Origin of the sequence: Micromonospora sp. NPDC023966, assembly GCF_040639095.1 — a bacterium.
Lineage (GTDB): Bacteria > Actinomycetota > Actinomycetes > Mycobacteriales > Micromonosporaceae > Micromonospora.
The window spans coordinates 69,610-84,145 of the sequence record NZ_JBEZZJ010000007.1; the positions used below are offsets into that span (position 1 = coordinate 69,610).

Here is a 14,536-nt window from a genome sequence, read left to right on the forward strand (position 1 = left end):
GACCGAGGACGGCCGGGTGAAGGAGACGCGGGTGAACGCGGACGACGAGCGCAGGGTGACCATCACGGTGATCGCGCGGGAGGCCGGTGTCTCGGTGCCGACCGTGTCCCGGGTGCTCAACGGGCGCTCCGATGTCGCCCCGGGCACCCGGGAGCGGGTCGAGGAACTGCTGCGCCACCACGGCTACCGGCGGCGCCGCAGCCGTGCCGCGCACCGCGCGGCCCTGCTCGACCTGGTCTTCCCCGATCTGGACAGCCCGTGGGCGTTGGAGATCGTCCGTGGGGTGGAGGACGTCGGCCACACCGTCGGGGTGGGCACCGTCGTCTCGGCGATCCACCGCGAGTCCACCTCGACCCGGCAGTGGCTGCAGAACCTGCGCGCCCGCGCCTCGGCCGGGGTCATCGTGGTGACCTCCCACCTGACCCCGCCCGTGCACGCCCAGCTGCGCCGGCTCAATGTGCCGGTGGTGGTGGTCGACCCGGCCGGCGCACCCGCGACCGGCGTGCCCACCATCGGCGCCACCAACTGGTCCGGCGGTCTCGCCGCCACCGAGCACCTGCTCGGCCTCGGGCACCGCCGGATCGGTTTCGTGGCCGGCCCCACGCACCTGCTGTGCAGCCGGGCCCGGCTGGACGGCTACCGGGCCGCGCTGGAGGCGGCCGGCGTGCCGCTGGACGACCGGCTGGTGCAGCCCGGCGACTTCTACCACGCCTCCGGCTTCGCCGCGGGCGCCGCCCTGCTGCAGCTCGACGACCCGCCCACCGCGATCTTCGCGGCCAGCGACCAGATGGCCTTCGGCGTCTACGAGGCGGTCCGCCGCCGACGGCTGCGGGTCCCGGACGACGTCAGCGTGGTCGGCTTCGACGACCTGCCCGAAGCCCGGTGGGCGTCCCCGCCGCTGACCACGGTGCGCCAGCCGCTGGTGGAGATGGGGCGGCTCGCCGCCCGTACGGTGCTGCGCCTGGCCCAGGGCGAGGAGATCGAGTCGCCGCGGGTGGAGCTGGCCACCGAACTCGTGGTCCGGGACAGCTCGGCACGCCCCGACTAGCGTCCGCCGCCGCGCTCCAGGCCGGCGGGGGCGGGCTCAGCGCCGGCACGGCCCGTCCACTGAACGGGTGTTGGTCCGCCGGGCGTCCACGGGGACGCCCGGCGGACCGGCCTCACCTGATCTCGGACGTCGTCCAGCGCGGCGAATCGTTGGTGACCGGCACGGTGTCACCGACCAGGGTGGTCAGCGCCTCCGTGTCCCGCCGCGCGCTCGTGCCGATCCAGAGTTCGACGTCGCCGGGCTCCACCACCCGGGTGAGCGTGCGGTCGGAGAAGGCCAGGCGAGTGGTGGGGACCGTCAGCTCGACGGTGACCGACTGGCCCGGCTCCAGGTGGACCCGCCGGTAGCCGAGCAGCTGCGCCACCGGCCGGGTCACCGAGGCCACCGGGTCGCGGCCGTAGAGCTGGACCACGTCGTCGCCGGCGAGCGCGCCGGTGTTCGTCACGCGCACCGTCACGTGCAGCGCCCCGTCGGTCGGTGCCGTGGCCGGCGCGGTGAGGCCGGTGTGCTCGAACGTCGTGTAGGACAGGCCGTGGCCGAACGCCGCCGCCGGCGTCGCCGGCAGGTTGGTCACCTCACTGCCCTCGCCCAGCGTCGGGTGCAGGTACGAGTACGGCTGCGCCCCCGCCGAGCCCGGCAGGCTGACCGGCAGCCGGCCCGACGGGTTGACCCGCCCGGAGAGCACACCCGCGATCGCTCCGGCCCCCTCCTCACCGGGAAAGAACGCCTGCACCACCGCCGCGCAGCGCGACAGTGCCCAGCCGACCGCGTACGGACGGCCCGTGACCAGCACGAGGACGACCGGCGTGCCGGTGGCCAGCACGGCCTCGACGAGCTCGCGCTGGACACCGGGCAGCTCCAGGTCCTCCCGGTCGCAGCCTTCGCCGACCGTGCCGCGCCCGAAGAGGCCGGCGTGGTCACCGACGACCAGCACGGCCACCTCCGCGGCGGATGCCGTGGCGACGGCCTCCGCGAAACCGGAGCGGTCGTCGGTGTCCACCTCGCAGCCACTCGCCCAGGTGACGAGGTCGGCGCCGAACTCGGCGCGGACCGCGTCGAGGACGGTCGACACCTCGATGCCGGTTTCCACGCCCGGATGCTGGACGAGCACGTGGTTGAGGAAGGAGTAGCACCCGAAGAGCGCGGCCTGCCGGTCCGCGTTCGGGCCGATGACCGCCACGCGCCGGCCCGCGGGCAGGGGAAGGACGTCCCGGTTGGCGACCAGGACGACCGACTCCTCGGCGAGGCGGCGGGCGATGGACCGGTGCTCCGGTGGGTCGAGGTCGACCGCCCGGGGCGGCTCGTCGGTGAACGTGGCGTCGAGCAGCCCGAGTTCCAGCTTCTGGCGCAGGACCCGCAGCACCGCCCGGTCGATGAGCGCTTCGTCGAGCTTGCCGGCCTGCGCCCTCTCCCGCAGGGTCAGATAGGCGTCGCCCGTGGGGAGCTCGATGTCGACACCCGCGTCAAGCGCCTGCACGGCCGCCTCCGCGTGGTCGGCCGCGACATGGTGCAGCAGATTCAGGAAGGCGACGCCGTAGTAGTCGGACACCAGCGTGCCGTCGAAGCCCCACCTGTCCCGCAGCACGCCGGTCAGCATCGCCGGATCGGCGGCCACGGGCACGCCGTCGATCTCGGTGTAGGAGTGCATGATGCTGCGGGCGTTCCCGTCGAGAATCGCCATCTCGAACGGAAGGAACAGCACGTCGGCGAGCTCCCGAGGGCCGGCATGCACCGGGGCGAAGTTGCGCCCGGCGCGCGACGCGGAATAGCCGGCGAAGTGCTTCAGCGTGGCGTGCACGCCCTGCGACTGGAGGCCGCGCACGTACGACGTGCCGATGGTGCCGACCAGGTAAGGGTCCTCGGCGATGCACTCGTCGACCCGGCCCCAGCGCGGGTCCCGGATCACGTCGAGTACCGGGGAGAGGCCCTGGTGGATGCCCAGCGCCCGCATCGAGGCACCGATCGCCGCGGCCATCTCGGTGACGAGCTCGGGATCGAACGCGGCGCCCCAGCCCAGCGGGGTGGGGAAGGTGGCCGCCTTCCACGCCGAGAGCCCGGTGAGGCACTCCTCGTGGACGATCGCCGGGATCCCCAGCCTGGTGCCCGTCACCAGGTCCCGCTGGAACTTCCACAGCCAGGCCGCGCGGGCCGCGGCGTCGACCGGGCGGGTGCCGTAGGCCCGGGTGAGATGGCCGAGTCCGTGCCGGGCGAAGTCCTCGAGCTTGACGGCGTCGCCGAACTCGCCCTGCAGGGGTGCGACCGCCTCGCCGTCCTCCTTCTCCCAGAAGCCGACGAGCTGGGCGATCTTCTCCTCGATCGTCATCCGCCCGAGCAGCTCACGTACGCGCGCCTCGCCGGCATGTCCGTCCGGCCGGTCGTGGGCGGGAGCTGCCTGGGCCGGTACCGGCCCGTCCACCACCGCGTGGACCTCAGTCATGCTGTGCCTTTCCTCTGGTTGTGCTTGTACCGCTGCCGCTCAGCCCTTGACCGCGCCCTGCAGGCCACCGACGATCTGCTTCTCGGCGAGCGTGAAGAAGAACAGTGCCGGCAGCATCGCCAGCGACGTGAAGGCGAGGACGCCCGCGGTGTCGGTGGAGAACTGGCTCGAGAAGTTCTGCACCCCGAGCGGAAGGGTGTGCAGGTCGACGTCGCCGAGGACGAGCAGCGGCAGCAGGAACGCGTTCCAACTGGCCACGAACGCGAGGACGCCGACGGTGACGAGCGCGGGCCGCGACAGCGGCAGCGCGATGCGCCAGAGGAAGCCGAGCCGACCTGCGCCGTCGATGGCGGCGGCGTCCTCCAGCTCTCTCGGGATGGCGGACAGGAAGGGCCGCAGGATCACGATCGTCAGCGGCAACTGGAAGGCGACCTGCGGGAGGATCACCGCGTAGTAGGAGTTGACCAGGCCCAGATCCCGCAACATCAGGTAGAGCGGCAGGATCGCCGCCCCGGCCGGGAAGAGCAGGCCGAGGGTGAAGAAGGTGTAGAGCCCCTCACGCCCCCGGAAGCTGTACCGGGCCAGCACGAACGCGGCGGCCATGCCGAGCACCACGACGCCGAGCGTGGTGCCGAGGGCGATCACCCCGCTGTTGAACGCCTGCTGCCAGAACTTGCTCTGCGTCAGCACCCGGGTGTAGTTGTCGAAGACCCACGGGTCGGGCAGGCCGCCCGGGTCCGCGACGATCTGCGGAGTGGTGCGGAAACCGCCGACGATCACGTAGAGAATCGGCGCGATCGACACGGCCGCGACCGCGAGCGCCAGCGCGTATGTCAGCGGGGTGCCCCACGACACCGGCCGGCGCCCGGCGGACGGAGAATGGACGGGGTTCACGGCCATGATCAGTTCGCCCTTCTCGTGATGGCGCCCTCGATGTCCCGACGGAGGATGAAGCGCTGGAACAGCAGCGCCGCGACGAACGAGATGACGAAGAGGATCACGGCCACCGCGTTGCCGTAGCCCCACAGCCGGGCGAAGAACCCGTTGTCCACCATGTACGTCGCCATGGTCCCCGAGGCTCCGAGCGACCGGATCGCGGGCACCGAGGTCACCCAGATCACGTCGAAGACCTGCAGCGAACCGATCATCGACAGGAACATCCAGATCCGGATCGTCGGCCCCAGCAGCGGGAGGGTGACGTGGCGCTGGGTCTGCCACCAGCTCGCGCCGTCGATCGCGGCGGCCTCGGTCAGCTCGTGAGGCACGTTCGACAGGCCGGCGAGCAGGAGGATGATGGCGAAGCCGACGTACTTCCAGGTGAGGACGAACAGCAGCGTCCAGATGACGACGTCGAGGTCGGCGAGCCACGCCTGCACCAGGCTGCCCAGCCCCAGGGACCGCAGCAGCGCGTCGACCGTGCCGCCCTCGGCCAGGATCAGCTTCCACATGATGCCGACGGTGACCTCGGCGAGCACGTAGGGCACGAACGCCAGCAGGCGGAACACGGCGCGCCCGCGGAAGCGGCGGTTGAGCAGCAGGGCGATGCCCAGGGCGACGGGGCCCTGGATCAGCAGCGACCCGAACACGATGATGGCGTTGTTACGCAACGCGTCGAGGAAGATCGGGTCCTGGAAGGCGAGCGTGTAGTTCTTGAAGCCGATGTACTCGGTGGGGGGCCCGACCCCACGCCATCGGTACAGGCTGTAGTAGACCGCGAAGCCCATCGGCACCAGCACGAACATTACGTAGACCACGAGCGCCGGCGTCGTGAGCCCGATGATCTCGTACCACTTACGGCGGGTCTCGGCCCGGCGGGAGGACGAGCGCCCGGCGGGCCGGTGACCCGCCGGCGGCGCGGAGACGCCGCCGGCGGGGAACCGGGTTTGGTCGGTGGAGGTCACTTGCTCGCGGCTGCCTTCATCCCCGCGACGACCTTCTCCGGCGTCCCCTTGCCCGAGAAGATGCCGACGATCCCGTCGTTCATCGCGGTGCCGACGGTGCTGCCGTAGGCGGTGTCCAGCCAGAGCTGCACGTAGCTCGCCTCGGACGTGGCCTGCAGAATGGACTTCAGGGCGGGGTCCTGGATTCCGGCCTCCGCGCCCTTGGTCACGGGCAGGCCGGTTCCGGTCTCGGCGTAGCCCTTCTGCACCTCGGGGCTGACGATGTACTTGAGGAACTCGACGCACTCGGCCGGGGCGTTCTTGGCGCAGGCGAACCCGTCGCCGCCGCCGAGGGCGGCCTTGGGGTCACCGGCGGAACCGGAGATCGCCGGCACGGGGAACCAACCGAGGAACTTGGCGAGCTTCGCCTTGTCCGTGGCGACGTTGTCCAGCGTGCCCCGGTTCCAGTCGCCCATCAGCTCCATCGCGGCCTTGCCGTTGGCGAGCAGACCGTTCGCGCTGGTCGGGTCGTTCTGGCCCGGCGTGGCGATGAAGTTGTTCTGGAACGGCTTGGTGTCGATGAAGGCCTTCAGGTCCTGGCCGGCCTTCACGAAGCACGGGTCGTCGAAGACCTTCTCCTTGGCCGCCTTCTTCAGGGTGTCGACCGAGCAAGCGCGCAGCGCGAAGTTGTACCACCAGTGCGCGGCGGGCCACTTGTCACCGGCGCCCACGGCGATCGGGGTGACGTTGATGGCCTTGAGCTTGGTGACCGCGGCGTTGAGCTCTTCGAAAGTCGTCGGCGGAGCGCTGATGCCCGCCTGAGCGAACATGTCCTTGTTGTACCATATGCCCTCAATGCCCATTCGGAACGGCAGACCGTACTGCTTGCCGTTCACCTGCCAGATCTCGGCCGCGCTGCCGATGTTGGCAACCTCGGTCTTGACCTGGTCGGTGAGGTCCTTGAGGTAGTCGGCCTCGACCTGCTCGACCAGCTCGCCGCCACCCCACGTCATGAAGACGTCCGGCGGGTCGTTGCTCAGCAGCGCGGCGGGGATCCGGGTGCGCTGCAGCTGATTGGTCTCGATCGCCTCGATCTCGATCTTGACGGTCGGGTGGAGCGCGGAGAAGTCCTTGGCGACCTTCTCCCAGTAGGTCTTGCCGGGCCCGTCCTGGGGCGCGTTGTGCCACCAGGTCAGGGTCACCGGGTTCTTGTACAGCTCGCTCTCGCTGGACGCCTCGTCGTCGCCGCCGCTGTTGCAACCAGCGACGACGAGAGCGCTTGTCATAAGCAGTGCCAGGGCGGCACCCGCACGGCGCTTCGTCGCCATCGATGTCTCCTCCGTCAGGCAGTCGCGGTACTCGGCCTGCCGGGGAGTTTTACAGCCGTGAAACATGGTGTCAATCGGTATCGATAACGTTTTCGAGTCGCTCGTGACGGGGTCCACCCGGCGGCTCTATCATCGTCGGGTGGTGTTCCCGGAGCGCGTCAAGATGTCGGATGTGGCACGTACCGCCGGCGTCTCGGTGGCAACCGTATCGAAGGTTGTCAATGGGCGGTATGGCGTGGCCCAGGCGACCGTGGAGCGCGTCCAGCAGGTCATCCACGAGCTGGGCTACGAGGCCAGCCTGGGGGCGCAGAGCCTGCGCAGCCACCGCACGAACGTGCTGGGCATCCTGGTCGCCGAGTTCGAGCCGTTCTCGACCGAACTGCTCAAGGGGGCGTCCCGGGAGGTCGCCGGCAGCGGATACCAGCTGCTGGCCTACTCCAGCGGCGACGGCGAGGGCGCCGCCATAGGCTGGGAACGGCGCTCGCTGGCCCGCCTGTCCGGGACCCTCATCGACGGCGCCGTGATCGTCACGCCGACCGTGATCGAGACCAAGCACGGCTTCCATGTCGTGGCCGTCGACCCCCATACCGGCCCCTCCGGCCTGCCCACCGTCGACTCGGACAACTTCGCCGGCGCCGTGCTCGCCACCAATTACCTGCTGTCGCTCGGCCACCGCCGCATCGGGCACATCAGCGGACGCCCCGACCTCGAGTCGGCGCGCCTGCGCGAGGCGGGCTTCCGCAAGGCCATGGCCGACGCCGACGTGCCGGTGGACGAGAGGATCGTGCGCGTCGGCGGGTTCCGGACCGAGAGCGCCGCCGGTACGGCGGCGGAGCTGCTCGCGCTCCCCGACCGGCCGACGGCGATCTTCGCGGGAAACGACCTCTCGGCGATCTCCACGATGGACGTCGCCCGGAGCATGGGCCTCGCGGTGCCCGACGACCTGTCCGTGATCGGCTTCGACAACGTCCCGGAGTCGGCGCTGGTGAACCCCCCGCTGACGACGATCATGCAACCGCTGCAGCGCATGGGCGCGGAGGCGTTGCGCCTGCTCATCGACCTGATCGCCGGCGTCGAGCGCGACACACACATCCGGCTGCCCACCGAACTGGTCGTCCGGGCCTCGTGCCGCCCCTACCCGTGATGCCGTGGCCGGTCCACCCGTCTTCACTCGCACCGGGTCGGGACGCCGGTGTGAGTCAGGCGACCAGCGGGGCCGCGCTGTCGCGGACGACGAGCTCGGTGGCCAGTTCCACCCGCGGGCTCTCGATCCGCTCGCCTTGGGCCAGGCGCAGGACCGTGCGGGCGGCGAGCAGGCCCATCTTGGCGAGGGGCTGCCGAACGGTGGTCAGCGGCGGGGAGCACCACTGGACATCCGGCAGGTCGTCGAAGCCGACGACGCTGATGTCGTCGGGCACCCGCAGGCCGCGTCGCCGGACGGCTTCGTAGACGCCGAGGGCCATCTGGTCACTGGCGGCGAAGATCGCGGTGGGCGGGTCGGACAGGCGCAGCAGTTGGCTACCGGCGGCGAACCCGGCCTCGTGGTAGAAGTTGCCCCGGTGGATCAGCTCGTCGTCGACGCCGAGGCCGGCGGTCTCCAGCGCCGTCCGGTAGCCGTCGAGGCGCGCCCGGCTGCACATCAGCTGCGGCGGCCCGGCGATGAACCCGATTCGCCGGTGGCCGAGTGCTAGCAGGTACTCGGTCGCGCGCAGACTGCCCACCCAGTTGGTCGCGCCGATGGTGGGCGCCTCCTGCGGGGGCACCCCGGCGGGGTCGACGATGACGACGGGGATGTTGAGACGGCGCAGCTCGGCCTGCAGCGGCGGCTCCAGGGTGGACGTCACGAAGATGACCCCCTCGGTGGAGCGGGTGCGCAGGTTGTCCAGCCACTGCCGGGCCGACGAGCTGCGCCGGTGGATCGCGGAGACCACGGTGCCGATGCCGGCCGCGTGCGCGACGTCCTCGACCCCACGGATGATCTCGACCGCCCAGGGGCTGTCCAGGTCGTTGAAGACCAGGTCGATCAGACCGGAGCTGGCCCGCATGCTCGGCCTGCGCCGGCGGTAACCGTGCCGGGTCAGCAGCTCCTCGACCCGCTGCCGGGTCTGCGGCGCGACGTCGGACCGGCCGTTGACGACCCGCGACACCGTGGGCACCGAGACGCCGGCCAGCCGCGCGATCGCCGCGATGGTGACTTTCCGGGAATCGTCCGAGGTCACCGGTCGCCCTTTCGTCATCGCTCGAGCCCTGGGGGCTTTCGGTCGGATGCCGGTACTTTCGATCGCTTGGGGGCACGTTATGACCCACCGCGTTCCGGGTCAAGGCCCTGCTGTGCCTGGCCGACAGGGCCTTGACCCCGTCCACGGGCGGGCCGACGCCCGGTCTCCGGTGGTTGACGAGGGGGATCGATAATCGTATTGTTCCGGCTCAGTTACCGGAACTTACTCGTAAGTATCGGCACGGCCGCGCTCGAACCATTGTTCCCCGCACCGTCCCTCTGATCGGCGTCCGGCGCGCCACCTGCCGCGCCCCTCGCGCCCTCTCGGTCGACGTCCCGGTCGACCCGTTCGCACCCGGAGGAAAACTCATGAAACTGCGACGATGGATAGCCGTCGGCGCTGTCGCCGTGGCCACCGCCGCCACCCTGAGCGCGCCGGCCACGGCCGGCCGCTCGTACGACCCGGCCGACCAGAGCCTGCGCAACCTGGCGCTGCGCCACGGCCTGGCGATCGGCACGGCCGTCGACATGGCGGCCCTCGACGACCCCGCCGATCCCCAGTACCGCAAGCTGGTCGCCGCGGAGTTCTCCACGGTCACCGCCGAGAACGTGATGAAGTGGGAGAGCCTGGAGCCGACCCGGGGCACCTACAACTGGGCTCCGGCCGACGAGCTCGTCGCCTTCGCCGAGCAGCACGACCAGCGCGTCCGCGGACACGTCCTGGTCTGGCAGAACCAGCTGCCCGGCTGGCTGACCGGCGGCGTGGCCGACGGCTCCATCAGCACCGAGGAACTGCGCGACATCCTGCGCGACCACATCACCAACGTGGTCACCCACTTCAAGGGCAAGATCTGGCAGTGGGACGTGGTCAACGAGGCGGTCAGCGACCCGTGGGACAACCCGTCGACCCTGCACTACAAGGGGTTCTGGGCGCAGCACCTCGGCCCGGGCTACATCGCCGACGCCTTCCGCTGGGCGCGGGCCGCCGACCCGCACGCCCTGTTGTTCTACAACGACTACAACATCGAGGCCTTCGGCTCCGGGAACCCGGCGGACGACAAGACCCAGTTCGTGTACGACATGGCCAAGGACCTGCGGGCCCAGGGCGTACCGATCGACGGCATCGGCAGCCAGGGCCACCTCGGCACCCAGTACGGCAACTACGGCACCCTCCAGGTCGCCGAAGCGCTGCGGAAGTTCGCCGGGCTGGGGCTGGCGACCGCGCTCACCGAGGTCGACGTGCGCAGCCAGTTGACCGAGGGAGTGCGAGCGGGCGACTCCGCCGAGATCAACCCGCGGTTGCAGGCCTCGGCGGCGAACTACAGCGTGCTGCTGCAGGCCTGCCTGGCGGAGCGGCACTGCCTGTCGTTCACCGTCTGGGGCTTCACCGACAAGCACTCCTGGGTGCCCGGCACGTTCAGCAACGAGGGCCTCGCCAACCTCTACGACGAGAACTACCAGCCCAAGCGGGCGTACCAGCTGGTAAAGGGTGACCTGATCTTCACCGGCCCGCCCTACGTGCTGCCGCGCATCCCGCAGCGGCCCCGCCGCTAGGGCACGTCGTGGTGAACGGGGGCCGGTCAGTCGACCGGCCCCCTTTGCGCGTGGCATTGATACATCGGAATGGCTCCGGTACTTTTTCGCAAAGACGCGCTTCGGCGACTCACGGTGGCACGGGAGACGATCCCGGTGCGCGCGGCTTCCGGGCAGCCGCGCAGCGAGCCGACCACCGTGGCGGGCAGTGGTCGAAGCAGCCCTCCTCATCGGTACAGCTATCGAAAGGCTTCCTGATGGACAACGTGCTCGCCCGCGGCAGCGGGAGTTCGACGAGCCGACGGCGGCGGCGTGCCGCGCTGGTGTCGGTGGCGGCCGGGGCGGCGATGATCGCCGCGTCGGTTGCGGTGGCCTCCAGTGCCAGCGCCGGGACCACGCTCGGGTCGGCGGCGGCGGAGCAGGGCCGCTACTTCGGCACGGCGGTGGCCGCGAACAAGCTCTCGGACGCCACGTACGTCGGCATCCTGAACCGCGAGTTCAACATGGTCACCCCCGAGAACGAGATGAAGTGGGACGCCACCGAGCCGTCCCAGGGACAGTTCAACTTCACCAACGCCGACAAGATCGTCAGCCACGCCCAGGCCAACGGCATGCGGGTGCGCGGCCACGCGCTGGCCTGGCACTCCCAGCAGCCGGGCTGGGCGCAGAACCTGTCCGGCACGGCACTGCGGCAGGCGATGGTCAACCACATCACCCAGGTCGCCACCCACTACAAGGGCAAGATCTACGCCTGGGACGTGGTGAACGAGGCGTTCGCCGACAGCGGTGGCGGCCGCCGCGACTCCAACCTCCAGCGCACCGGGAACGACTGGATCGAGGTGGCCTTCCGGACCGCCCGCGCCGCCGACCCGGCCGCCAAGCTCTGCTACAACGACTACAACACCGACAACTGGACCTGGGAAAAGACGCAGGCCGTGTACAACATGGTCAAGGACTTCAAGGCACGTGGCGTGCCGATCGACTGCGTCGGCCTGCAGTCGCACTTCAACAGCGGCTCGCCGTACCCGAGCAACTACCGCACCACCCTGCAGAACTTCGCCGCCCTCGGCGTCGACGTGCAGATCACCGAGCTCGACATCGAGGGCTCCGGCACCACCCAGGCCACCACCTACGGCAACGTCGTCAAGGACTGCCTGGCCGTGTCCCGCTGCACCGGCATCACCGTCTGGGGCATCCGGGACAGCGACTCGTGGCGGTCGAGCGGCACCCCGCTGCTGTTCGACGGCAACGGCAACAAGAAGCCGGCGTACACGGCCGTCCTCGACGCCCTGAACGCCGGCGGCACCACGCCGCCGCCCACGACCGCTCCCCCGACCACGCCGCCGCCCACCACCGCTCCCCCGACGACCCCGCCGCCGACCACGCCGCCGCCGTCGGGCAGCGGCTGCACCGCCTCCCTGACGCTGCAGCAGTGGCAGGGCGGCTTCGTCACCACCGTGCGGGTCACCGCCGGCGGGCGCGCGCTCACCGGGTGGGCCGTGGCACTCACCCTGCCCTCCGGTGCGTCGATCACCAACACCTGGAGCGCTCAGCCCAGCGGCACCAGCGGCGCCGTGAGCTTCCGTAACGTCAGCTACAACGGCCAGCTCGGCGCCGGCGCCACCACCGAGTTCGGCTTCCAGGGTGTCGGCACCGGACCGTCCGGCACCGCCACCTGCACCGCCGGCTGACCGACCGCACCCGGTTCTCCGGCAGCTCGCAGTCCCCTCCGCGAGCTGCCGGAACACATCGGCCCCGTCCCGCCACCGGCGAGGCGGGGCCGATCCAGGGGTACGGCCGCGCCGCACCGGGCCGGACCACCTCGGCGTCCTCCGCCGGTCCCGCCACAGTGGCGGAACGCGCCGAGCGGGCGACCGGGGATCCCGGCCGCCCGCGGAGCAGCACCCAGGTCAGGGGCTGGTGCAGGTGGGCGATGCCGTCGGCTTCGCCGGCTTCGCGCCGTAGACGTATCGCTCCGCCAGCTTCTTGATCTCCGCTCGCCGGCACCGCCACTCCGATTTGGCGGAGATGCGCGTGCCGTCGAACTTCCGGAACGGGTCGGGAAGCTTGGCGTTGGCAGTCGACGAGCCCGGTTCGGGGACCGGGCAGTCCGCACCCTCGTCCTCCACGGGCACGGGGGCCACGAGACTGTCGATGGCGGCCACGGCGATCGGCGTTCTCCCGACCACCGTCACCGCTCCGGTCACCGCGAGCGCCGCCACCGCCAGCGTGGCGACCGTCGAGTGGATCCTTGTCCGGCCCGAGCTGATGATCACCACAGTTCTCCTCCCGACGGCCATGGAGCGACCGGCACCTGATCGATGATCACGGATGTCGTGACACGCCCGGAGTTGAACAGCACACCGACAGACGTCAATATTTTCGGAAACTATCGGAGTCGGGCGGACCTCTCCTTGCCGGAACGGCGGATGTGCCCATCGGGCACGGCCGGACCTTCTCGGCTTGATCTTCGTGCCTCGACAGGTAACTGGCGGGCGGCCAGGACGAACCTCACCCGGAAACCTTTACCTTATGGCATCGAACAGGCCGTTGATTTCCCTTCGTAACCGTTCCCGACAGAAACAGCAGAGCACTGGTCGCCCATCCCGCCCCGCCCCGACTGCGCCCGGCGTTTCCGTTTGCGGCTACGGCCGACCGTGCGGGCACCGACAGCCGGATGAGGCCCGGTTGGAGCACTCCGGGCTGGTTGGGCGCGCCCGCGCCGATCGTGTATGTCCACCGTTGGGAAAGAGCTTCGCGGACGGCACAAGGCGATCGAACCGGCGCGGTCGAGCCGAAGAACGGAATTCTGGCCGGGTCAGGACTACTTTCGGCAACCCGGCCTGTGCGCGCCTCGCGAGCAATTACGGTCCTTTAGCGTGACCGCTATTCGTTTTGCTGCCATTGCGCTCAGCGCCATTCTGGCCACGCCCGGTGTGGCGGCCGGGTCATCGAGGTCGGCGGCGTCCGCGCCGTACGTGCCGTGCCCGGCCGTCAAGCCGCCAGTGCCCCCGCCCGCCGCACCGTCGCCACCACCGGTCGATCCCGCCGACCTGGCCGTCGGCGGCGAGACGCTGGCGACGGCGGGGCTCGCCATTCCCGCGGGTGCGTCAATGGCGCCGGCGGTGACCGCCACCTCGTGGGTCGTGGCCGACCTCGACAGTGGCGCGGTGCTGGGTGGATGCGGTCCGCACGAGCACCGCACACCGGCCAGCGTGCAGAAGATGCTGCTGGCCGCGGCCCTGATGCCCCACCTCGACCCGGCCCAGGTGGTCGAGGTGGCCCGGGCGGATCTGCAGGATCTCGATCCGGCCAGTTCACGAATGGGGGTGGTCGAGGGTGGCCGCTACTCCATCGAGAGTCTGTGGCTGGGGCTTCTCCTCAGATCGGGAAACGACGCGGCCAACGTGCTGGCCCGCGCCGGCGGTGGCACCGCGGGGCGGGAGGGCGGTGTGCGGGCGATGAACGACGAGGCGCGCCGACTGGGCGCGAACCAGACCCACGCCGCGACGCCGTCCGGCCTGGACGGCCCCGGTCAGTACACCAGCGCGTACGACCTGGCGCTGATCGCGCGCGCCACCTACGCCCGCGCCGACTTCCGGCGATACATCGGCACCCGAGTGGCGGAGATACCGGCAGAGCCGGGGACGCCAGGCTTCTCCATCACCCACGACAACACCCTGCTGGACCACTACCCGGGGACGCTCGGCGGGAAGACGGGCTTCACCGACCTGGCCCGACAGACGTACGTGGGGGTGGCCGAACGCAACGGCCGACGGCTCGCCGTGACCCTGCTCGGCGCGGAGACCGCGCCACTGGGAAGCCTGGGCGAGGCGGCGGCCCTGCTGGACTGGGGCTTCGCCCTCCCGCCCGGCGCCTCGGTCGGCCGCCTGGTCACCCCCGACGAGAAGAAGCAGGACCGTCCCATTGCCGAGGTCAGAGGCGAGCGCCACGGTCACGCCGGGGCGGGTTCACCGTTCTCGTTGGCGGCCGTCCTCGGCCTCGGCGCCGTCGTACTGGCCGCCCCGCTCCTGGCGGTGCCCTGGCGACGAAGGGCCGCGCGCCGGGCTGCCAACCCGTAGCCGATGGTGG

General features: G+C 70.7%; 11 protein-coding genes. 5 read left to right on the top strand and 6 right to left on the bottom strand.

Annotated elements, in window-relative coordinates; all coding sequences use genetic code 11:
- Positions 1-31 precede the first annotated feature (31 nt).
- Positions 32-1,048 (top strand): LacI family DNA-binding transcriptional regulator, encoded by a 1,017-nt coding sequence (locus tag AB0F68_RS12940; RefSeq protein WP_357336478.1) that lies wholly within the window; start codon positions 32-34, stop codon positions 1,046-1,048.
- A gap of 112 nt (positions 1,049-1,160) precedes the next feature.
- On the opposite strand, the gene AB0F68_RS12945 is transcribed toward AB0F68_RS12940, so the two are convergent.
- The 4 genes from AB0F68_RS12945 to AB0F68_RS12960 are packed head-to-tail and all read right to left on the bottom strand — an operon-like array spanning position 1,161 to position 6,693.
- Positions 1,161-3,485, bottom strand: coding sequence for a glycoside hydrolase family 3 N-terminal domain-containing protein (locus AB0F68_RS12945; protein WP_357336132.1), 2,325 nt, complete (start codon positions 3,483-3,485; stop codon positions 1,161-1,163).
- Between the two features lie 39 nt (positions 3,486-3,524).
- Positions 3,525-4,391: a carbohydrate ABC transporter permease gene (locus AB0F68_RS12950; RefSeq protein WP_357336481.1), complete on the bottom strand. Its 867-nt coding sequence runs from the start codon at positions 4,389-4,391 to the stop codon at positions 3,525-3,527.
- The gene (locus tag AB0F68_RS12955; RefSeq protein WP_357336134.1) at positions 4,388-5,386 is read right to left on the bottom strand and encodes a sugar ABC transporter permease; all 999 of its coding nucleotides are present in this window, start codon (positions 5,384-5,386) and stop codon (positions 4,388-4,390) included. Before AB0F68_RS12955 ends, AB0F68_RS12950 begins: the two co-directional genes overlap by 4 nt.
- On the bottom strand, positions 5,383-6,693 hold the full coding sequence (locus AB0F68_RS12960; RefSeq protein ID WP_357336136.1) for an extracellular solute-binding protein: 1,311 nt from the start codon (positions 6,691-6,693) through the stop codon (positions 5,383-5,385). Before AB0F68_RS12960 ends, AB0F68_RS12955 begins: the two co-directional genes overlap by 4 nt.
- Before the next feature lie 67 nt (positions 6,694-6,760).
- On the opposite strand from AB0F68_RS12960, the gene AB0F68_RS12965 reads away from it, so the two are divergent.
- Complete coding sequence (locus tag AB0F68_RS12965; protein WP_357336139.1) at positions 6,761-7,837, top strand: LacI family DNA-binding transcriptional regulator; 1,077 nt, start codon at positions 6,761-6,763, stop codon at positions 7,835-7,837.
- A gap of 55 nt (positions 7,838-7,892) precedes the next feature.
- On the opposite strand, the gene AB0F68_RS12970 is transcribed toward AB0F68_RS12965, so the two are convergent.
- A complete protein-coding gene (locus tag AB0F68_RS12970; RefSeq protein ID WP_357336142.1) occupies positions 7,893-8,912 on the bottom strand; it encodes a LacI family DNA-binding transcriptional regulator in 1,020 nt (339 codons plus the stop codon).
- A 368-nt stretch (positions 8,913-9,280) separates the two neighbouring features.
- On the opposite strand from AB0F68_RS12970, the gene AB0F68_RS12975 reads away from it, so the two are divergent.
- Both AB0F68_RS12975 and AB0F68_RS12980 read left to right on the top strand, forming a co-directional pair.
- Positions 9,281-10,465, top strand: a complete 1,185-nt coding sequence (locus tag AB0F68_RS12975) for an endo-1,4-beta-xylanase (RefSeq protein WP_357336144.1) — start codon at positions 9,281-9,283, stop codon at positions 10,463-10,465.
- Between the two features lie 236 nt (positions 10,466-10,701).
- On the top strand, positions 10,702-12,135 hold the full coding sequence (locus AB0F68_RS12980) for an endo-1,4-beta-xylanase (RefSeq protein WP_357336146.1): 1,434 nt from the start codon (positions 10,702-10,704) through the stop codon (positions 12,133-12,135).
- A gap of 219 nt (positions 12,136-12,354) precedes the next feature.
- Here AB0F68_RS12980 and AB0F68_RS12985 read toward each other — a convergent pair whose 3' ends face one another.
- Complete coding sequence (locus tag AB0F68_RS12985) at positions 12,355-12,720, bottom strand: hypothetical protein (RefSeq protein WP_357336148.1); 366 nt, start codon at positions 12,718-12,720, stop codon at positions 12,355-12,357.
- A 456-nt stretch (positions 12,721-13,176) separates the two neighbouring features.
- Here AB0F68_RS12985 and AB0F68_RS12990 point away from each other — a divergent pair, with 456 nt between their 5' ends.
- On the top strand, positions 13,177-14,526 hold the full coding sequence (locus AB0F68_RS12990) for a D-alanyl-D-alanine carboxypeptidase (RefSeq protein WP_357336150.1): 1,350 nt from the start codon (positions 13,177-13,179) through the stop codon (positions 14,524-14,526).
- Positions 14,527-14,536 lie beyond the last annotated feature (10 nt).